General features: G+C 71.4%; 11 protein-coding genes. 5 read left to right on the forward strand and 6 right to left on the reverse strand.

The genetic code is table 11. The features are described 5' to 3' along the window. Positions 1 to 84: 84 nt before the first annotated feature. From ftsH to VZL07_RS37405, 3 genes are all read right to left on the reverse strand, one after another. Positions 85 to 2,106 carry an ATP-dependent zinc metalloprotease FtsH gene (ftsH, locus tag VZL07_RS37395; RefSeq protein WP_426752748.1) on the reverse strand — a complete coding sequence of 674 codons (2,022 nt, stop codon included), beginning with the start codon at positions 2,104 to 2,106 and terminating at the stop codon, positions 85 to 87. A 175-nt stretch (positions 2,107 to 2,281) separates the two neighbouring features. Beyond that, a complete protein-coding gene (locus VZL07_RS37400; protein WP_426752749.1) occupies positions 2,282 to 3,211 on the reverse strand; it encodes a hypothetical protein in 930 nt (309 codons plus the stop codon). A gap of 1 nt (position 3,212) precedes the next feature. After that, a complete protein-coding gene (locus VZL07_RS37405) occupies positions 3,213 to 3,620 on the reverse strand; it encodes a (deoxy)nucleoside triphosphate pyrophosphohydrolase (RefSeq protein ID WP_426752750.1) in 408 nt (135 codons plus the stop codon). Positions 3,621 to 3,884: 264 nt separating this feature from the next. Here VZL07_RS37405 and VZL07_RS37410 point away from each other — a divergent pair, with 264 nt between their 5' ends. The 3 genes from VZL07_RS37410 to VZL07_RS37420 all read left to right on the forward strand — a co-directional run bounded on the left by VZL07_RS37410 (position 3,885) and on the right by VZL07_RS37420 (position 9,875). Continuing rightward, positions 3,885 to 4,121 (forward strand): helix-turn-helix domain-containing protein, encoded by a 237-nt coding sequence (locus tag VZL07_RS37410; protein ID WP_201962172.1) that lies wholly within the window; start codon positions 3,885 to 3,887, stop codon positions 4,119 to 4,121. 132 nt (positions 4,122 to 4,253) lie between these two features. Next, a complete protein-coding gene (locus tag VZL07_RS37415) occupies positions 4,254 to 8,486 on the forward strand; it encodes a protein kinase domain-containing protein (RefSeq protein WP_426752751.1) in 4,233 nt (1,410 codons plus the stop codon). Between the two features lie 57 nt (positions 8,487 to 8,543). Next, positions 8,544 to 9,875 carry a serine/threonine-protein kinase gene (locus tag VZL07_RS37420; protein WP_426752752.1) on the forward strand — a complete coding sequence of 444 codons (1,332 nt, stop codon included), beginning with the start codon at positions 8,544 to 8,546 and terminating at the stop codon, positions 9,873 to 9,875. A gap of 7 nt (positions 9,876 to 9,882) precedes the next feature. Here VZL07_RS37420 and VZL07_RS37425 read toward each other — a convergent pair whose 3' ends face one another. The 3 genes from VZL07_RS37425 to VZL07_RS37435 all read right to left on the reverse strand — a co-directional run bounded on the left by VZL07_RS37425 (position 9,883) and on the right by VZL07_RS37435 (position 16,661). Next, positions 9,883 to 11,226: a sigma 54-interacting transcriptional regulator gene (locus VZL07_RS37425; protein WP_426752753.1), complete on the reverse strand. Its 1,344-nt coding sequence runs from the start codon at positions 11,224 to 11,226 to the stop codon at positions 9,883 to 9,885. Positions 11,227 to 11,288: 62 nt separating this feature from the next. Then, on the reverse strand, positions 11,289 to 14,267 hold the full coding sequence (locus tag VZL07_RS37430) for a hypothetical protein (protein WP_426752754.1): 2,979 nt from the start codon (positions 14,265 to 14,267) through the stop codon (positions 11,289 to 11,291). A 15-nt stretch (positions 14,268 to 14,282) separates the two neighbouring features. Further along, positions 14,283 to 16,661 (reverse strand): FdhF/YdeP family oxidoreductase, encoded by a 2,379-nt coding sequence (locus tag VZL07_RS37435; RefSeq protein ID WP_426752755.1) that lies wholly within the window; start codon positions 16,659 to 16,661, stop codon positions 14,283 to 14,285. Positions 16,662 to 16,910: 249 nt separating this feature from the next. Between VZL07_RS37435 and VZL07_RS37440 the strand changes: the two genes are divergently transcribed. Together VZL07_RS37440 and hutU are read left to right on the forward strand one after the other, a co-directional pair. After that, positions 16,911 to 18,050: a BON domain-containing protein gene (locus VZL07_RS37440; protein WP_426752757.1), complete on the forward strand. Its 1,140-nt coding sequence runs from the start codon at positions 16,911 to 16,913 to the stop codon at positions 18,048 to 18,050. Between the two features lie 108 nt (positions 18,051 to 18,158). Then, positions 18,159 to 19,814: a urocanate hydratase gene (gene hutU, locus VZL07_RS37445; RefSeq protein WP_426752758.1), complete on the forward strand. Its 1,656-nt coding sequence runs from the start codon at positions 18,159 to 18,161 to the stop codon at positions 19,812 to 19,814. Positions 19,815 to 19,831: the final 17 nt, after the last annotated feature.

Genomic DNA, 19,831 nt, shown 5'->3' on the forward strand with positions numbered 1-19,831 from the left:
ATTTCGCCCACCGGTCACCGCAGGACGCCGCGGTGGCGGTGGGCTTCGGGACGGCCGGAGGGCAGGCGCCCAGCCAGCCGCGGCTCAGGAATCGAGCGTGTCCGAGTGCTGCGTGGGCGGCGCCTGGTCATCGCCGCCCCCGACGTCCACCGGGTGCGCGGAGATGACCTGGCGGGCCTCCGGGTGGAGCAGGCCGCGCTGCGCCTGCACCTTGGGGCCGAGAATGGTCACCATGGTGTCCTCCTCCACCACCTCCACGGCCAGGAGCCGGGCCGCCAGTCCCTGCACCTTGTCCTTGTGGGTGGTGAGCACCTCGCGCGCCCGGTCGAGCGCCTCGCTGACGAGCTTGCGCACCTCCTCGTCGATCATCCGCGCCGTCTGCTCGGAGTAGCTGCGGGACTCCGGCATGCCCGCGGAGCGGAGGAAGCCAGGACCATGGTCGGCGCTCAGGGCCACCGGGCCCAGCGTGCTCATGCCGTAGTCGCGCACCATCATCCGGGCCATCTCCGTGGCCTGACGGATGTCGTTGGAGGCGCCGGTGGAGATTTCGCCGATGAAGATCTCCTCCGCTGCGCGGCCGCCCATCATCCCCGCCATCTTGTCGCGCAGCTCGTCCAGCGACATGAGGTAGCGGTCCTCCAGCGGCAGCGACATGGTGTAGCCCAGCGCCGCCAGGCCGCGCGGGATGATGGACACCTTCGTCACCCGCTCCGCGTGCGGCAGCATCCAGCCGACCACCGCGTGGCCCGCCTCGTGATGCGCGACAATCTCCTTCTCGCGCTCGTTCATCCGGCGGTTCTTCTTCTCCAGGCCGGCGACGACGCGCTCGATGGCTTCCTCGAAGTCCGCCCGCATCACCGCGTCGCGATTGCGGCGCGCCGCCAGCAGCGCGGCCTCGTTCACCACGTTGGCCAGATCCGCGCCCGCGAAGCCCGGCGTGCGCGAGGCGATGGCCTTGAGGTCCACGTCCGAGCCCAGCTTCACGCCCTTGGCATGAATCTCCAGCACACGCTCGCGGCCCCGCTTGTCCGGACGGTCCACCAGCACCTGCCGGTCGAAGCGGCCCGGGCGCAGCAGCGCGCTGTCCAGGATTTCTGGCCGGTTGGTGGCCGCCAGGATGATGAGGCCCGCGCGGCTGTCGAAGCCGTCCATCTCCGCGAGCAACTGGTTGAGCGTCTGCTCGCGCTCGTCATGCCCGCCGGCCACGCCCGCATTGCGGCTCTTGCCGATGGCGTCCAGCTCGTCGATGAAGATGATGCAGGGGGCCTTGGAGGTGGCCTGCGCGAACAGGTCGCGAACGCGCGCGGCGCCCACGCCCACGAACATCTCCACGAACTCGGAGCCCGACAGACTGAAGAAGGGCACGCCCGCCTCACCGGCCACGGCGCGCGCCAGCAGCGTCTTGCCCGTGCCCGGAGGGCCCACCAGCAGCACGCCCTTCGGGATGCGCCCGCCCAGGCGGCGGAACTTCTCCGGCGTCTTGAGGAACTCGACGATTTCGCGCAGCTCGTCCACGGCCTCGTCCACGCCGGCCACGTCCTTGAAGCCCACGCCGGTGTCGGCCTCGGCCTGTACCTTGGCGCGCGTCTTCCCGAAGCTCATGACGCTCTGCGGGCCCTGGCCGATACCGCCCGCCACCCGGCGCATCATGAAGCTCCAGAAGAGGAAGAAGAGGCCCAGGGGTAGCAGCCATATCCAGAGCGCCTCGCCCAGCCCGGACTGCGGCACCGCCTCGAACTGGATGCCCTTCTGCTCCAGCAGCGGCACCAGCCCCTCGTCCCCGGCGACGCGGTAGGCCATCCACGGCAGGGCGCTGGGCTCGCCTCGCAGCGGCCGCTCTCCATCTCCTGGAGGAGGCGGCTGCGCGGTGTCCTTGAGGAAGCCCTTCACCCACTCGTTGGAGATCTGAACCCGGCTGAAGTTGCCGGCCTCCACGGCGTCCCGGAACTGGCTGTAGCTGACGCGGCGGACCCCCGCATCCTGGAAGACGTTGCGGAACAGCAGGAAGCCCAGGACGAGCAACAGGATGTAGCCCAACGGCGAGCCGAACTTGAACCCCTTCCCCGTTGGCGTTGGCTTGTCTGTCTTCTTTCCGCGCGGGCCCATCCCAGGCGGCAAATCCTGTGGCTTCATTGTCGGCACGCTCGACCCTCCCCCTCCCCCGCACGCGCGGACACCGTGACCGCGAGGCGTCTTCCCTGGCGGGCCAAAGATGTTCACCGTTGCCATACCGTCAACCCGCCAGGCGGGCTTCACGGCATGTGCGGGCCCTTGCGGCGGATCACCGACACCGGATCAACCACAGCGGTTGACCAGTGAACTCCGTCCCCAACAAATAGCCGTTGCCGTCTTGCAGGTAGGTGATGGCCTCCGCCTGGGCCTGACTCCCGCTCGGAACCTCGACAACCTCTCCCTGCAGCAGGTCCTCCAGCCGCGCGGCGTCTGGGCGGCGCAGCTCGTAGGCGCGTGAATAGGTGCGCAGCAGGAGCCGCTCGCCGGAGGCATGGAGCGACGCCGCGGTGGTGGCCCGGTCCATCCCCAGGGGTGCCGTCAGCGTGCCCAGCTTCTTCGCCTGGATGGACGTGCCGGCGTGCAGGCCATCCAGTGCGAAGACGTCACCCAGGGAGTCCAGCGACTTGGTGATGACGGCCAACCTGCCGGAGCGGGCGTCGATGATGACCGACTCCGCGTCTCGCGGGCCGTCGGGATACATGAAGGGCAGCACCTCGACCGCCACCGTGGCGTCCGTGAGGGCCTCCGGCTCGGGCAGCCGGTAGAGCCGCACCTGCTCGCGGCGCGCGAAGTTGTCGCCGATGTCCGCCAGGAAGACGCAGGGGCGCGACTCCCCCGGAGCGCAGGGCCCGACCGTGATGTCCTCGAGGTCACGGGGCTCGGCCCCGGTGAGCTTCAGCGTGGCGAGGATGGCGCCCTTCGCGTCCATCGCGAACAGCTCGAAGCCATTGCCAGAGTCGTTGTGGGCCCAGAAGGCGCCCGGGTGGCGCTGACTGGCGGCGAGGCCGGACAGCTCGGGCAGCACCTCCGGCACGGCGCCGGACTTCTGGGGCTCGCCGTACAAGGTACACCCCGGCACGCCCTGGGCGGGGACCTGGTTCGTCGCCTCGGGAGGCGGCTCCGCGGGCGGTGGAGGCTTGGAACGCGAGCATGCGCCCAGGAGACCCGCCAGCAGTGCCAGGAGGAGGCGGCGGGACACGTCAGCTGTCCAGGTCGAGCAGCTTGGCCAGCGTCTTGGCATCCGCGTCCGGGAAGCGGTAGCTCGACATCTCCTCCAGCGTCACCCAGCGGTGGTCGTGCACGCGCAGGTGCTGGATTTCGTCCGTGGGCCGCGTGAGGCGGCAGTGGAAGACGCGGAAGTCGATGTCGTAGTTCGGGTACTCGTGATGGGTGTGCATGGCCTGGCCAAGCACGTCGACCTCCACGCCCATCTCCTCCAGGATTTCCCGGGCCAGGGCCTCGGCGTCCTCCTCGCCCTCCTCCACGCGTCCGCCGGGGAACTCCCACAGCAAGGGCAGCGACGCGGTGGGGGGGCGCTGGGTAATGAGGTAGCACCCCTGCTCGTTCTGGAGCATCGCACCGACGACACGGACCTGACGGCGGGACATGCGCTTCTCCTCTTTCTGGCAGGACTCCGGGGGGAGGGGCGAACTAACACAGCCCTCGCCCGGCGCCAATGCCGCAACCCCTGCCGCCCAGCCTGTTCATGTCGGGGCGGGCTGGCCACCCTCCCCCAAGGCCGCACGTGCGCTACCGTCGAGAGGGGGTGGTCCTGGCCGCCCGCCCTACGACAATGTTCGAGTCCGTGCGCCGGCGCCTCAGCGTGTGGTGAATTGGATGACGGGAACGCAAGAAGGCGTCATGCTCGGCCCATGACGACGAGTCGCAGGGAAAGGGCCGAGGTGCTCGGGGCGGCACTGAAGGCCGCCCGCCAGGAGGCGGGGCTCGGAATGGAGGAGGTCGCCGAGCAACTGGAAATCCCCGTGGAGGTGCTGGCCCGGGTGGAACGGGGCGTCATGGTCCCGACCATTCCCACCCTGACGCGCCTGTGTGTGATTCTGAAGCTGGACCCGGACGCGCTCCCCGAGCTGCCGGAGATGAGCGACTGACGCCCGGGAGTGCAGTTGGCACTCCCTCCCGGCACGGGTGCAGGCTGGCGGCCCGGGGGCGCCTTCCGCCCGCGCCGTGGACCCGCGATGCTCGCGAGGCGGAACGCATTTCTGCCCCCGGCCCGGATGTCCATGCGTTGCCCCACCTGCCATCGACGTGTGGTCGAGCGCTGTCCGCTCCACGCCGAGGCCGCGATTCGCGCGCCGAGCCCGCAGCCCGCGCCGCCAGCGGTGCGCGGCTACGTCCTGGGGGAGGCCCTGGGCCGAGGAGGCTTCGGTCGGGTGTTCTCCGCCCGGCGCGAGCACGATGGGCACGAGGTCGCCCTCAAGGTGCTGGAGCCGCTGGCCGGAGAGCGGCTGTCCCGTGAGCTGGAGGCCCTGCGCCGCATCGGGCCCCCTGTGACACCCGCGCTGCTCGGCGAGGCGACGACGCCCGAGGGCGAGCGGGTCGTCGTCATGGAGCGCATCGAGGGGACGACCCTGGCGCGGCAGCTCGCGGAACTGCCCGGCGCGGGAGCCATGCCCTGGACCGAGGCGCTCCCGCTGATGTGCGCCCTGGCCGAGTCACTGGCCCGGGCCCATGCCGCGGACGTCATCCACCGGGACCTCAAGCCGGAGAACATCATGCGCTCGGGGGCACGGCTGGTGCTCCTGGACTTCGGCCTGGCTCGCCTGTCGTCGCGCGATGATGCGGAAGCCCTCGCGCCCGGTCTGACGCGCACGGGGCAGCGGCTGGGGACGCATGAATACATGTCCCCCGAGCAGTGCCGGGATGCGCGGCACATCGATGCGCGCTCGGACCTGTACAGCCTGGGGGTCATCTCCTTCGAGCTGCTGTGCGCTCGGCCCCCCTTCGTGGGCGATGGCGCGGCCGTGCTCCAGGCACATGTCTCCCGCAGGCCTCCGGCCCTGGCCTCGCTGACGCCGTGGCCCGTGCCCGGCGAGGTGGCAGCGGTGGTGCAGCGGCTGCTGGCCAAGGCCCCCGAGGACCGTTTCAGCAGTGCACGCGAGGTGGCCGGTGCGCTGCGCGGGATTCTGGACGTGGCGGGCGCGGAGCTGTCGGTGCGGGACATGGGAACCGTGCGTGCGCCGGGTGAGCCGATAGGCACGGCCGAAGGGCCAGAGCGCGCCTCGCAGCACGCACCTGTGGAACGGGACATGGGCCCCGCTCATGCGCCGGGTGAGCCGACAGGCACGGCCCTTGAGTCAACTCGCGGAGCGCGGCGTGCCCCTGCGGGACGAGACATGGGCCCCGCTAATGGGTCGGGCGTACGAACAGGCACGGCCCCTGAGTCAACTCGCGGAGCGCGGCGTGCCCCTCCGGGACGAGACATGGGCCCCGCTAATGGGTCGGGCGTACGAACAGGCACGGCCGCTAAGTCAACTCGCGGTGCGCGCCCCGTCCCCGCGGGACTGGACATGGAGCCCGCTGGTACGCCGGGCGCACCGACAGGCATGGCCGAGGGGGCAGTTCGTGGCTCGCGGCCCGAATCCGCGGCGACGCCAGCAGCGGACGCGAGCACCGAGGTCGCGCTGCTCGGGGTGCGCACCTTGGAGCCCGCTCCGTCCCTGGTGGCCCACCTGGGAGGCAGCGGCGCCACCCTGGCTCGCGTGGAGGCAGGCCTCGCGCTCTTCGCCTTTCCCCACGAAGCGCCTGTGGAAGCCGGGCTGCGGGCCGCGCACCGCGCCGCGGAGCTGCTGAGGAACGTCCTCCCCGGCGAAGCCACTTTCGCCGTGCATTGCGCGCCACTGCGAATCCGTGAGCGCTCGGGCCGGCTCACACTCGGGGGCTCCGGCCTGGAGCGCCCGGAGCGGTGGTGGCCTCCCTCCGGACAGGAGGCCGCCACGGGGCCCATCCACTTCACGGCCCAGGCCCGAGCCTACGTGGACGAGGCGACGGCGACGCCCGCCCCTCCCCTCCAGGCCCCTCCGGCCGACGTCCTCCTGGGCCGGGACAAGGAGCTGTCCTGGCTGCGCGAAGGGCTCGCGCGCGCCCAGTCCAGCGGTTCACCCGTACTGCGCACGCTGCTGGGCGACGAGGGCCTGGGCAAGACGCGCCTGCTCTCGACATGGAGGAAGGAACTGGAGGCGACGCCTGGGGTCGGCGTCCTCGTCGTGGAATCGCTGGCGGACGAGAGCAGCGCCAGCGAGAGCGGCCTGCGCAGCCTCGTCTGCACCGTCCTCGGACTCCCGTCCCAGACGGCGTCAGACGAGGCCCTGTCCCGGCTGCTGGCTGACACATGGCCTTCCGACGACCTGGCGGCGATGCACCCGGCAGCACGGAGACAACGCGTGGCGCGGGCCATCGCGGAACGCCTGTGGCGGCTGGCGGCCACGCAACCCTGGGTGTTGCTCGTGGACGACGCGCACGCGCTGGACCCCACCGCCCTCGATGCCCTGGAGCTCGCGACGCTCACGGGTGGCACCGCGTCGCTCTGCGTGGTGCTCGCCGGGCGGCACCGTCTCCTCGAGATGCGCCCCTACCTCGGCGAGCGGGCCCTCCATGCCGAGCAGCGAGAGCTCCCAGCCCTCTCGGAACAGGACGCACGAGAGCTGCTCCGTCACCTCCTCCGCCCGGTGGACCTGATCGCCGAGGGTGTCCTGCGCGAGCTGGTGGACCGCTGTGGCGGCTCGCCCTTGCGCATGCAGGAGACGGTGCGCGCCCTCCGTAGCGCGGGAGCCATTCGCACCCGGCCGGACGGTGGCGCCTACCTGGCGGCCGATGCGCTGAACGGACTGAGGTCCGACCTCTCCGGCGCGGATGAGCGGCTCGCGGAGCGAAGCCTCTCGGCCCTGCCCTCCGGCTTGCGCGCGCTGCTCCAGGTCGCGGCGTTGCTGGGAGACGACGTGCGCCTGGACGAGCTGTCCGCCACGCTCGCTCAGCTGGAGCTGGACGCCTCGCTGGACCTGTCGCTCGACCCGGGAGTCGCCCTGGAGCGGCTCGCGCGCGCGGGGATGCTTGAACCCCGTGGCCCGCGACGGTGGCGCTTCGAGCACCCCACGCTGCGCGAAGCCTATGGCGCGTTGCTGCCCGCGCCGCTGAAGCGAAGCATCTGCCTGGCGGCCCTGCGCGCCCTCCCCGATGCCCCCACCGCCCGCCGGGCTCGGCTGGCGGAGTCTGCGGGAGACCTGCGACAGGCCGCTTCCCTCCACACACAACTGGCGGAGTCTGCCCGCCGCGCGCACCGGCTGCTGGAGTCGGAGCGGCACTCCTCCGCCGCGCTGGCCCTGGTCGCACGCGAAGACGGGGCGACCCGACTGGAGCTGCTGTCCGGCCGCGGGAGGGTCCGCTACCGCCTCCAGCGCATCGACGACGCCATCGAGGACCTGCGCGCCGCCCGAGCGCTGGCCGTGGCCCACCAGGACGTGGTGCGCGAGGCCGACCTGCTGCTCGAAGAGGCCACCGCCCTGGACTGGCAGGACGACGCGGAGGGGTCCACCGCACTGCTGGAACAAGCGCTGCGCTGCCTTCGAGATGGCGTTCCCCCCGCGCTGGCCGCACGGCACGCCCTGGCCCACGCGCGTGTCCTCGTCAGGCGCGAAGACCTCACCGGCGCCGTGCCCGCGCTGGAGCAAGCCGTCACGGCCGCTCGCGCAGGAGCGGACACGGAGACCGAGGCCATTGCCCTGTCCATGCTGGGCGCGATGCTCGCGTGGACTGACCGGTTGGACGAGGCCGCGAACCGTTTTGCCGAAGCCATCGCCCTCTGCGAGCACACCGGGGACACCCTCCACCTGGGCGTGGCGCTCAACAACCGGATGGTGTTGCACGTCCAGCGCCGCGACGCCGCCGCGGCTCGCGCGGACCTGGAGCGCGCGGTGTCGCTGGGGCGAGAGCTCGGCAACGTGCAGATTGAACGGACGTCGGCCTTCAACCTCGCGCTGCTGCTCGGCTACCAGGGCCGTGCCGCCGAGGCGCTCCCCCTTGCGCGCCGGGCCGGTGTCCTCAGCCAGCGCTTCTTCCCCAGGTCCATGGCCCAGGACGCCCTGCTGGTGGCACGCCTGTGCTGCGAGCTGGGTGACCTTCCAGAGGTGTCACGCCACCTCGAGTGGCTGGAAGCGCCCGACACGCAGTCGCGGCTGTCGCCAGCGGACCGTTTGATGCTCTCCGTCGTCCGGCGCGTGGTGGACGAAGCCCGGGGCCTCCAGCCCTACGCCGCGAACGAATGGGCCCGGCTGGTCGATGTGTCGGGACAGGTGGCTACTCCCGACGAGCGGCTGGAGATTCTCGTCTGGGCGGCACGCGCGGCACGCGCAGCGGGTGACGCCGCCACGCTGCGCAAGCGGGTTGAGGAAGTCGAGGCGACCGCGCGCGAGGCCCCACTCTGGACGGACCGCGTCCGGGCCCTGGTGGAGGCGCCCTGAGAGGCGTGCTAGCAGGGCACGAGCAGCGCAGGTCTGATGCGCACGGAGGTACACCCCATGGCCGGAGGGGCCCCACGCGACCACGAAGTATCCCTTTACGGTGACGAGCTGGAGCCCGGAGCGCTGGTGGGCGACTGGGTCATCGAATCCCGCGTCCATGCCGGCGTGAGCGCGTGGCTCTATCGCGCGACCCACTTCAGCACCCGGGCACCGGCCGCGGTCAAGGTCGTGCGCGCCGAGCTCAACCACGTGCCGGGCGTGCTTCGGCGATTCAAGCAGGAGGCGGACACGCTCCGGGCCTTGCGCCATCCTCACATCGTGGAGGTGCTCGAATACGGAGAGCTTCGCGACGGGCGCCCCTGGCTGGCCATGGCGTGGCTGGAAGGTGAAAGCGTGGACCGCTGGCTCACGCGCCGGGGGCCCTTCTCGCTGGGCGAGGCGCTCACGGTGATGGAGGAACTGGGTTCCGCGCTGCACCTCGCCCATGGTCTCGGCGTCCTGCACCGCGACCTCAAGGCCCAGAATGTGATGGTGCTCCCGCGCGCCGAGGGCTTCACCGTGAAGCTGGTCGACTTCGGCATCGCCCGCGTGGAGCCGCCCGAGGGGCTCACCGGCCTGACGACGGGCGGCACCGTGCTGGGCACGCCGATATCGATGGCTCCCGAGCAGATTCGCGGCCAGGCCGTGGACGCGCGCACGGACCTGTATGCGCTGGGCGTGCTGCTCTACCAGCTCCTCACGGGGACACTTCCGTTCGACGGAGCCAGCGCGGTGGAGGTCGAGGAACAACATCTGCACGCCCCGCCGCCGCGCCTCGCTGGGCGGGTTCGCGCGCCGCCCGCGCTGGACGACGTGCTCCAGCGGTGCCTCGCGAAGACACCCGAGGCACGCTGGCCGGATGTGCCCACGTTCCTGGATGCCCTTCGCGCGGCCCTCGCGCCGGGGCCTCCGGCGAGCTGGGCCGCTGCCCTCTACGTGGAGCTTCGCTTCCCCGACGTCGTGGACGAGCCGTCCGACGCGGCGCTGGATGCCCGGGACGCCGCGATGGACACGGCGCTCGCCGAGTTGGAGGCGCGTGGCTGGAGGCTCGCGCTGGAGAGCGGCAATGCCGTGCTCGCCTGGCATCCTCTGTCCCCCGAGCCCGAGGCCCGGGGCCGCGAACTGGATGACACGCGGCACCTGGCAGGCACCGTCCTTCAACGGGCGTGCGAGGTGGCGGGCGCGAACGTGGAGGTCCGCGTGTATGCCCACGCGGCCCCCATCGAGCTCGGCGAGGACGCGCAGGGAAGGCCCCGACTGCTCCGAAGCGAGCTGCTGCGCCTGGAAACCTGGGCGTCAGGCGGCACGGCAGGCCAGGTGCGCCTGTCGGAGGCCATCACAGCGCGCTGACGACGTCCTACGCTCGCAGGCCGTGCCGGCGCAGCAGCCGGTACAGATACACGCGATCCATATCGGCGGCGGCGGCGGCCTGCGACACCTTGCCCCCGTGCAGCTTGAGGAGCGCATCCAGGTACTCGCGCTCGAACGCCTCGAGCGCGCGGCGGCGTGCCTCGGCGTAGGGCTGCTTGGGGTCCACGAGGCTGCGCAGCACGGCCTGGGCGCTCACCTCGTCGGCATCGGGCGGCATGGCGTCCTGGAAGACGAGGCAGCGCTCCAGGTGATTGCGCAGCTCACGCACGTTGCCGGGCCAGGCGGCCCGCTGGAGCTGGGCGATGAACTCGGGCGTACCGAACGATGAGAGCTGCGCATCGCCCGCCCCCAGGTTCTTCAGGATGCGCTCGGCGATGAGCGGGATGTCCTCGGGCCGCTCGCGCAACGCGGGGATGATGATGCGCACCACGGCGAGCCGGAAGAACAGGTCCGGGCGGAAGCGGCCGACGTTCACCTCCGCGCGGAGGTCGCGGTGCGTGGCCGCGATGACACGCACGTTGACGGGCTGGTAGCCATTGGCCCCCAACCTGCGAATCTCCTTGTTCTCCAGCACCCGTAGCAGCTTGGGCTGAAGCTCCGGGGGCAGCTCGCCAATCTCGTCCAGGAAGATGGTGCCGCCGTCCGCCTCCTCGAAGGCGCCGATACGGCGCTGAAGGGCGCCCGTGAAAGCGCCCTTCTCGTGGCCGAACAGCTCGCTCTCCAGCAGGTTCGCGGGGATGGCGCCACAGTCCACGGTGAGGAAGGGCCCGGAGGCCCGTGCGCTGGCCTGATGGATGGCGAAGGCCGCGCGGCTCTTGCCCGTGCCCGTCTCTCCTTCCAGCAGCACCGTCGCGTCGCTCGCCGCGGCGCGCTCCAACAGCGCGAAGCTGCCGCGCGCCACAGCGGAGGACCCCACCAGCTCACCGAACGTCGTGCGATCCGAGATGAGGAGCCGGTTGCTCTCCGGGCTGAAGTCGAAGCGGACGCTGACGCGCCCCAGGCGGAGGATGCTGCCTCCGCGCAGGTACGCATCGCGCACATGGACGCCATCGAGAACGGTCCCATTGCGGCTGTCCAGGTCCCGCAGCCGGGCGCCATCCGGGTCGACCTTCACCTCGCAGTGAAAGCGCGAGACGGTGGGCTCCTCGATGACGAAGTCATTGAGCCCATGCGAACCGATGGAGCACGAATCCGCGTTGGACTCCTTCGACTGACCGGGCTGCGGGCCCTCCAGGACGGTGAGCCGGAAGCGACGGACCGCGCCTCCCGCTCCGGGTCGTCCCGTCCCCGTTGGTCGCGTCTGCTGGATGGCATCAGTCGCCTCGGACATTGGCCCCGCCCCCCTGCGGTCGATCGGAGTGACTCATCGACACATGACGCTACCACCGCGCGCTAGCCAAGACGCCATTCGACGGTGAAGTCCGGCCCATCACCTGCCGAGTCCAGGCGGGCCAATGCCTCGGGCCGTTCGTCTCCAGTCCACAGGCCCACGACGTCCTGTAGGAGCCAATGAGACAGTGGCCGGGCCACGCGCTGGACCGCCTCGCGTGACACGCCCGACAGCGAGCGCTGGCTCTCCATCAATGCGCGCACCGTGCGCGAGGGGACCACCCAGCACTCGGCTCGGGGGAATGGCGGCACCAGGAACAGGCAGAACGCGGCCTCGGTCCGCAGCAGTTGCGCATCCAGGTGCTCACGGCCGAGCTTGAACGCGGGTAGCCACTGGCCCTCCCCGCGCTGCTCCAGCTTCACGACGTGCAGGGACACCATTCGGCGCGTGCGCAGGAACTCGCCCACCGCGATGTCGAGGACGAAGGCCACCTCCACGCCGGAGCGCCCGGCGCCCGGCAGTGGCTCGGGCACTGGGGCCCTGGGCTTCGGCGCCACGGGCTCTGCCGCCGCAGCTACGAACCCAGCCGCTTGAGCCACGGCCCGCACCGAAGCCGTTGCGGTTTCCTCCTCCGCAATCGAAGGCTCCGATTCAGGCGCAATTCGCTCCGCCGACGCTGATTCGGTATTCGCAGCCGCCGCGACAGGCTCCACCGATGTTGCTTCGCTAGCCGCGGCAACGGCTCCAGCCTCCACCGGCGTTGCTTCACTAGCCGCGGCGACGGACTCAGCCCCCACCGACGTTGCATCAGCAGCCGCGACGACGGACTCAGCCCCCACCGACGTTGCATCAGCAGCCGTGGCGACGGACTCAGTTCCCACCGACGTTGCATCAGCAGCCACGGCGACGGCATCAGCCTTCACCGACGCTGCTTCGCTAGCCGCGGCGACGGCATCAGCCTTCACCGACGCTGCTTCGCTAGCCGCGGCGACGGCCTCAGCCTTCACCGGCGCTGCTTCGCTAGCCGCGGCGACGGCCTCAGCCTCCACCGACGTAGCTTCGCTAGCCGCAGCATCGGCCTCAGCCTCCACCGACGTTGCATCAGCAGCCGATGCAATTGGCATGGGCTCCACAGACGTTGTCTCGGCGGCCGCTACGGCCCCCACCGGCGTTGCTTCAGTAGCCGAAGTAATCGCCACGGTCACCACAGACGTTGTCTCGGCGGCCGCTACGGGCTCCACAGACTCGCGGCGCCGGAGCGACAGCGCCAGCGCTCGCGGCGCCGACTGTCCTTGTGCCATCAGCGCGGACAGGTCCTCCTGCACGCGCGCCAGTTCGGCGGACAGACCCTCCAGCAACTCCGCCGCCAGCGCCGGAGTGTCCTCGCGGAAGCGCGCAGGATAACGAGAGGAGAACTCGGCCTCCGCGCGACCGATAGCGCCAAGCAGCGCCTCCTCCAGGTCCCGGTCTCGCAGCCACGTCCGGCCGCCCAGTGGCACCGCGCGCGTCACGTGCAGGTGGCGCAGGGCCTCCGTCAACGTCGCAGGCCCGGTACCCGGCACGGGCTCCACGCCAGTCCCCGACTTGCTCTTCCCTTCCTCGCCCTGGAACCAGGACTGGAGGGTGCGCACACGGAGCCGGACCCGCGAGGAAGGGTGCTCCTTCAGCCGCCGAACCTGCCGCCGGTCCGTGGCGGTGCGGACCAACGCCAGCACCGTGAGCTCCGCTTCGGACGACGCGGCATCCGGCGCGCACCACAGGAAGAACTCGATGGCCGCCTTGCGAAGCACGGGCTTGCGTCCCACGCGCTCGGCGACCTCGTGCCGCCACGCGGCCAGCTCGTCCAGTCCTGGCCGCACACCTCCCGGAAGGAAGCGCGGCCAGAGCTCGGCGCACTCCTCCGCCAGCCAGTGCAGGTGCTCGAATCCCGGAGCGCCCGGCCGCAGCTTCGTCAGGGCCCGCTTGCGCCGCTCGAACGCATCCGGCACACCCTTGCGGACCGCCGCCCGGAACAACCGCTCTTCCAGCCACAGCAGCGTGAGCACCAGCCCCGGCTCGCCCTTGCGCAGCGTGGCCTGGCAGTGGTCGAGCACGAAGCGCACCGGGCCCAGGTCCGCCGCGCCTTCGAATTCGCCGCCCACCAGCGCACCCAGCGCCCCGCGGAGCCCGTCCACCGGCGGCGCATCGAAGCGCGCCAGCAGCTCGCACAGGTTCTCCACCACCTCGGGTGGGCCCCCTACCTCCAGCGTCCGCGACAGCAGCAGCCCGGCCCTCGCGCACCAGTCCGGCTCCTTCCGTCCCGCGGGGTAGCAGGCCAGGAAGCCACTCATGCCACTGCGTCCCTCGGGGGACGTCGCCAGGGCGAAGAGCCGCTCGGCCAGGACCTCCGAGGCTTCCCGCCAGGGCAGCCGCGAGGCCCGCGTCCGGATGAAGTCCGCCAGCCGGTCCCTGCCCTCCGCCACCGTCGCGGGCATCAGCGCGCGCAGCTGCTCCAGCAAGGCGATGGAGCGAGCCCCCGTGCCCAGCACCTGGCGCAGGTCCACCTCCACCGCGCCGTGGAAGCGCAGGGCCCGGCCATCGAAGGAGCAAGGCGCGTCGCCCACCATTGCCCGCAGCGATTCGGGGTGGCGCTTGAGGATGCGCGTCAGCACCGTGGTGACGGTGGCTTCCGTCTCGCGCCGCACCCGCGCAACGGTCTCCACGTCCCCCGCTTCGAGGAGCCCGGCGAGCATTGCTTCCTGCCGCCACATCAGCCGCGGCAACAGCCCCGGCAGCGGCGCCACATAGGGCCAGAGCAGCTCGATGCACGACGAGAGCAGGAACAACAGCTCGGCGGGGGTCCGTTCGCCCGAGTCGAGCCTGCTCCACGCCGCGGCCCGCGCCAGGGTGCGCTCGTCCAGCGTGGCGCCACGCACCCAGGCCGCGAACGACTCACGCCACCCGGCGGAAGCCACCGCGGCCTCCGCCGTGGACGTGCCCGTCACCGTTTCGTAGAGCGGCCGGAGCGACTCCGGCCACCCTGCTTCACTGACCGGCTGCATGGTCTCTCACGCGCCTCACGCCACCGCTCCCGCGGGCAGGGACCGCGTCTCCCCCGCTGGGGCGATGCTGATGACCACCGACTTCGAGGTCGGCGTGCGGCTCTTCTCCGCGAAGCTGTTCACGGGCACCAGCACGTTGGCCTCGGGGAAGTACGTGGCGGCGCACCCTCGCGGGATGTTGTACGGCACCACGCGGAAGCTGCGCGCCAGCCGGGTCTCACCCTCGAAGTGGCTGCGCAGGTCCACCACCTGGTCCGCCGACAGCCCCAGGGCCTTCATGTCCGAAGGATGCAGCAGCACCACCCGCCGGCCGTTGCGGATGCCGCGGTAGCGGTCGTCCAGCCCGTACACCGTGGTGTTGAACTGGTCATGCGTGCGAATCGTCATCATCAGGAGCTGCCCCGGCTCCAGCGTGATGTTCGGCAGCGCGTGCACCGTGAAGTGGGCCTTGCCGCTCGCGGTGGTGAAGCGCCCCTCGCGCGGTCCGTTGGGCAGGGCGAAGCCCCCCGGCTCGCGCACCCGGCGGTTGAAGTCGTCGAAGCCCGGGATGACACGGGCGATGCGCTCGCGGATGCGGTCGTAGTCCTCCACCAGCGACAGCCAGGGGACGCTCGACCGCGCACCGAGCACCGCCGACGCCAGCCGGGCCACGATGACAGGCTCGCTGAGCAGGTGCTCCGACGCAGGCGCCACCGTGCCACGGGAGGCCGACACCACGCCCATGGAGTTCTCCACCGTGACGAACTGCGCGCCGCCCGCCTGGACGTCGCGCTCGGTGCGGCCCAGGCACGGGAGGATGAGCGCCCGCCGCCCATGGACCAGGTGCGCGCGGTTGAGCTTGGTGGACACGTGCACGGTGAGGCGCGTGCGGCGCAGGGCCGCGGCGGTGAACTCGGTGTCCGGCGTGGCGGACAGGAAGTTGCCGCCGAGCGCGAAGAACACCTTCACCCGGCCATCGTGCATCGCATGCAGCGTCTCCACCACGTCCATGCCGTGGTGCCGCGGCGGCACGAAGCCGAACTCCCGCTCCAGCCCCGCCAGGAGCGCCGCGGGCGGCTTCTCCCAGATGCCCATGGTGCGGTCGCCCTGCACGTTGCTGTGGCCACGCACCGGGCACAGCCCCGCCCCCGGCTTTCCGATGCTGCCACGCAGGAGCGCCAGATTGACGATCTCCTGGATGCAGGCCACGCCGTTGCGGTGCTGCGTCAGGCCCATGGCCCAGCAGAAGATGTTGCGCTCGGAGCGCGCGAGGATCTCCGCCGCCGCGACCACCTGCGCGCGAGGCACGCCGCTGCCCGCCTCCACGTCCTCCCACGTCACCGCGCGCATGTGGGCGGCGTAGGCGTCGAAGCCCAGCGTCTTGTCGTCGATGAAGGCCCTGGCCACGACGGAGCCCGGCCGGGCGTCCTCCATCTCGAACAGCGCCTTGCCCAGGCCCTGCAGCAGCGCCGCGTCGCCGTTGATTCGCACCTGGAGGAACAGGGTGTTGAGCGCCGTGCCGGGCCCGATGAGGTGCAGCACGTCCTGCGGATGCTTGAAGCGGTTGAGCCCCGTCTCCGGCAGCGGGTTGATGCTGACAATCTGGCAGCCCCGGCGCGCGGCGGCCTGGAGCGACGACAGCATGCGCGGATGGTTGGTGCCCGGATTCTGGCCGATGACGAAGATGGCGTCGGCCTTGTCGAAGTCCTCCAGCGTGACGGTGCCCTTGCCAATGCCCACCGTCTCGTTGAGCGCCGTGCCGCTGGACTCGTGGCACATGTTGGAGCAGTCCGGCAGGTTGTTGGTGCCGAACTGCCGCACGAAGAGCTGGTACAGGAACGCGGCCTCGTTGCTGGTGCGGCCGGACGTGTAGAAGCTGGCGGCGTCCGGGCTGTCGAGCGCGTTCAGCTCCTCGGCCACCAGCGCGAAGGCATCGTCCCAGGTGATGGGCTCGTAGTGCGCAGCGCCCTCGCGGAGCACCATCGGATGCGTGAGCCGGCCCTGCTTGCCCAGCCAGTGGTCCGTCTGCTGGGACAGCGCCGCCACGCTCCACTGGCGGAAGAACTCCGGCGTCACCCGCGCGGACATGCCCTCTTCCGCCACCGCCTTGGCGCCGTTCTCACAGAACTCCGCCATGGAGCGGTGGCCGGGGTCGGGCCACGCGCAGCCGGGACAGTCGAAGCCCTCCTTCTGGTTGACCTTGAGCAGCAGCCGGGTGCCGCGAACGACGTCCATTTCACCATAGACGTGCCGCATCGCGGAGACGACGGCGGGGATGCCGCCCGCCACCGTCGCGATGGGGCCCACCGAGGGCCCTCGCAGTTCCTCGGGAGGCTGGGCGCTCGGGGGCGCCTTCACGAGGGAGGAAGCCGCCCCGGCTCCCGGTCCCTGTGCGTTTCGCTTCCCGTCATCCATGGCACTCCCTCCAGGCGACCTGCGGCCGGTCGACCGGCCGACCGCGACGCAGGGGACTCTACCGCGCCCGGGCCGCGCGGGAACGCTCGCGGAGCACCGGGCGCCTCACCCGCATGCCGCCTCGCCGGGCGCCTCCGTGCCCGGCCGGCCCCCGTTCTGGGACAGGCCGCGTTGCCAGGACCGCTCGCGGTCCAGAACGTCCAGGGACGAGGTCCGGGCGAACAACCCCGGAGCGAGGAGGCCATCCAGATGAACGGCAGGCGCGACGACGATCCACGGTGGGCAGACCGAGAGCGGTCCCGAGGCACGTGGGAGGACGAACGATTCCACCGGCGTGGCCCGCCGTCCCGGCCACCCGACTGGGACGAGCGCGGCGACGCGCACGGCCCCGAGCGCCGGGACACCTGGGGCGAGGAGGACGACTGGCAGCCGCGCGCCTTCGACAGCGAGCGGTACTTCCGAGACGCGGCGAGGGAGCGGGATGCGCGCGACTTCCGGCACGACCTCGACTACGGCCGCGCCGCACGCGCCCTGGACCGTGCGCGGGAATACGGCCGTGACTTCCACCTGGACCGGGAGCTGGACCGCCGCGCCCGGGACTTCGACCCGGAGCAGATTGCCCGGCAGCCCGGCTACAGCCCCAGCGGCACCTTCCGGGACGTCGGAGAAGACGCATCCGCGGACGACCGCTTCCATGGAGGCCCACGGGGCGGCCAGGGACGGGGCCGGCGGGGCCGGACGGGCGACTACGGTGGCCCAGACGCCCGGGGAGGCCCAGGGGGTGGCACCTCTGGCTACCGGGGAGCAGATGCCACCCGGGAAGGCCGCCACCGGGCCACGGGAGGCATGGACCGGAGCCGGCCCTGGCGTGCCGCCGGGCGCCTGGCGGAGACGGACGTCCGCTACGGCGGCACCCAGCCCGCGGGCCATGGGCCCGGTGTGGAGAACATGGCGCCGCCGTGGGACGGGTACGCCACCAGCCGCACCCGGCCGGAGGACCACGAGCGGGGACACGGCGGCTACGAAGGCGGCGTGGAGCGCCGGGGAGGCCACGGGCAGGTGCCTCGAGGCCGGGCACCGCGCGGCTACCAGCGCTCCAGCGAGCGCATCCTCGCGGACCTCTGCGACCGGTTGATGCAGAGCTGGGTGGACGCCGGAGACGTCGACATCCGCGTGCGCGACGGCGTGGTGCTGCTGGGCGGCGTGGTGCGCAGCCACGACGAGCGTCACGCCACCGAGGCGCTGGCCAGGGACGTGCTCGGAGTGAAGGAGGTCATCAACGACATTCGCGTCCATCGCGACGAGGGCGTCATGGCCCCGCCCGCCCCGCGCAGACCCGTCCAATACCCCGGGAGTGATGAGCCCGACGACGACACGCTGCATTCGTGAGGCGACGGACGCGACGCGGCGCGACGGAGACATCGCAGTGGCCCGGAAGCACGCCGGTTCAGGTAGTGTGCCGGGCCTTTCCGTCTGCCACACCCTAGGAGTCCGTTCATGTCCCGCGTCATCCGTGCCCCCCGTGGTTCCACCCTGTCCTGCAAGGGCTGGGTCCAGGAGGCCGCGCTCCGGATGTTGATGAACAACCTCGACCCGGACGTCGCCGAGCGCCCCGAGGACCTCGTCGTCTACGGCGGCACCGGCAAGGCCGCCCGCGACTGGCCCTCGTTCGACCGCATCGTGGCGAGCCTGAAGGACCTGGGCGACGAGGAGACCCTGCTCGTCCAGTCCGGCAAGCCGGTGGGCATCTTCCGGACGCACCCGGACGCGCCACGCGTGCTCATCGCCAACTCCAACCTCGTGGGCCGCTGGGCCAACTGGGAGCACTTCCACGAGCTGGAGAAGAAGGGCCTGATGATGTACGGCCAGATGACCGCGGGCTCGTGGATCTACATCGGCACGCAGGGCATCCTCCAGGGCACCTACGAGACCTTCGCCGCCGCCGGCCGCTACCACTTCGGCACCGATGACCTGGCCGGCCGGCTCATCCTCTCCGGCGGACTGGGTGGCATGGGCGGCGCGCAGCCGCTGGCCGCCACCATGAACAACGCGGTGTTCCTCGGCGTGGAGATCGACCCCACCCGCGCCCGCCGCCGCGTGGAGACGCGCTACCTGGACGTCGTCGCCAAGGACCTGGACGAGGCGCTGGCGCTGGTGAAGGAGGCGCAGGAGAAGCGCGTGGGTCGCTCCATCGCCGTCATCGGCAACGCGGCCTCGGTGTTCCGCGAGCTGTACCGCCGCGGCATCAAGCCAGACCTCGTCACGGACCAGACCAGCGCGCACGACCCGCTGAACGGCTACATCCCCACGGACCTGTCGCTGGAGGCGGCCGCCGAGCTGCGCCAGCGCGACCCGGAGACCTACGTCCGCCGCGCGCGTGAGTCGATGATGATGCACGTGCAGGCGATGAACGACTTCCAGGCGGCCGGCAGCCACGTCTTCGACTACGGCAACAACCTGCGCGGCCAGGCGCAGCTGGGCGGCATGGAGAACGCCTTCGAGTTCCCCGGCTTCGTCCCGGCCTACATCCGGCCCCTCTTCTGCGAGGGCATGGGGCCCTTCCGCTGGGTGGCGCTCTCCGGTGACCCGGAGGACATCCGCGTCACGGACCGCGTGGTGCGCGAGCTGTTCCCCCAGAAGGCCTCGCTCCAGCGCTGGCTGCACATGGCGGAGGAGCGCGTGGCCTTCCAGGGCCTGCCGTCGCGCATCTGCTGGCTGGGCTATGGCGAGCGCGCCAAGGCGGGCCTCGCGTTCAACGAGCTGGTGCGCAAGGGCGAGGTGAAGGCGCCCATCGTCATCGGCCGGGACCACCTGGACTGCGGCTCGGTGGCGTCGCCCAACCGCGAGACGGAGGCGATGAAGGACGGCACGGACGCGGTGGCGGACTGGCCCATCCTCAACGCGCTGGTGAACGCGGTGAACGGCGCCTCGTGGGTGTCCTTCCACCACGGCGGCGGCGTGGGCATGGGCTACTCGCTGCACGCGGGCCAGGTCATCGTCGCGGACGGAACGCCGGAGGCCGCGCGCCGCATCGAGCGTGTGCTCACCAGCGACCCTGGCATGGGTGTGCTGCGCCACGCGGACGCGGGCTACCCGGAGGCCATCAAGGTGGCGAAGCAGCGCGGCGTGAAGATTCCCGGCATCACCGCCTGAGACAGGAGCCAGCCGTG

Origin of the sequence: Pseudomyxococcus flavus (assembly GCF_050038885.1) — a bacterium.
Taxonomy (GTDB): domain Bacteria; phylum Myxococcota; class Myxococcia; order Myxococcales; family Myxococcaceae; genus Myxococcus; species Myxococcus flavus.

What these genes read in the sequence shown, in the direction of transcription:
- ftsH (WP_426752748.1), bottom strand. Translation starts at nt 2,106, where the DNA reads ATGGGCCCGCGCGGAAAGAAGACAGACAAGCCAACGCCAACGGGGAAG.
- VZL07_RS37405 (WP_426752750.1), bottom strand. Translation starts at nt 3,620, where the DNA reads ATGTCCCGCCGTCAGGTCCGTGTCGTCGGTGCGATGCTCCAGAACGAG.
- VZL07_RS37410 (WP_201962172.1), top strand. Translation starts at nt 3,885, where the DNA reads ATGACGACGAGTCGCAGGGAAAGGGCCGAGGTGCTCGGGGCGGCACTG.
- VZL07_RS37415 (WP_426752751.1), top strand. Translation starts at nt 4,254, where the DNA reads ATGCGTTGCCCCACCTGCCATCGACGTGTGGTCGAGCGCTGTCCGCTC.
- VZL07_RS37420 (WP_426752752.1), top strand. Translation starts at nt 8,544, where the DNA reads ATGGCCGGAGGGGCCCCACGCGACCACGAAGTATCCCTTTACGGTGAC.
- VZL07_RS37425 (WP_426752753.1), bottom strand. Translation starts at nt 11,226, where the DNA reads ATGTCCGAGGCGACTGATGCCATCCAGCAGACGCGACCAACGGGGACG.
- VZL07_RS37430 (WP_426752754.1), bottom strand. Translation starts at nt 14,267, where the DNA reads ATGCAGCCGGTCAGTGAAGCAGGGTGGCCGGAGTCGCTCCGGCCGCTC.
- VZL07_RS37435 (WP_426752755.1), bottom strand. Translation starts at nt 16,661, where the DNA reads ATGGATGACGGGAAGCGAAACGCACAGGGACCGGGAGCCGGGGCGGCT.
- VZL07_RS37440 (WP_426752757.1), top strand. Translation starts at nt 16,911, where the DNA reads ATGAACGGCAGGCGCGACGACGATCCACGGTGGGCAGACCGAGAGCGG.
- hutU (WP_426752758.1), top strand. Translation starts at nt 18,159, where the DNA reads ATGTCCCGCGTCATCCGTGCCCCCCGTGGTTCCACCCTGTCCTGCAAG.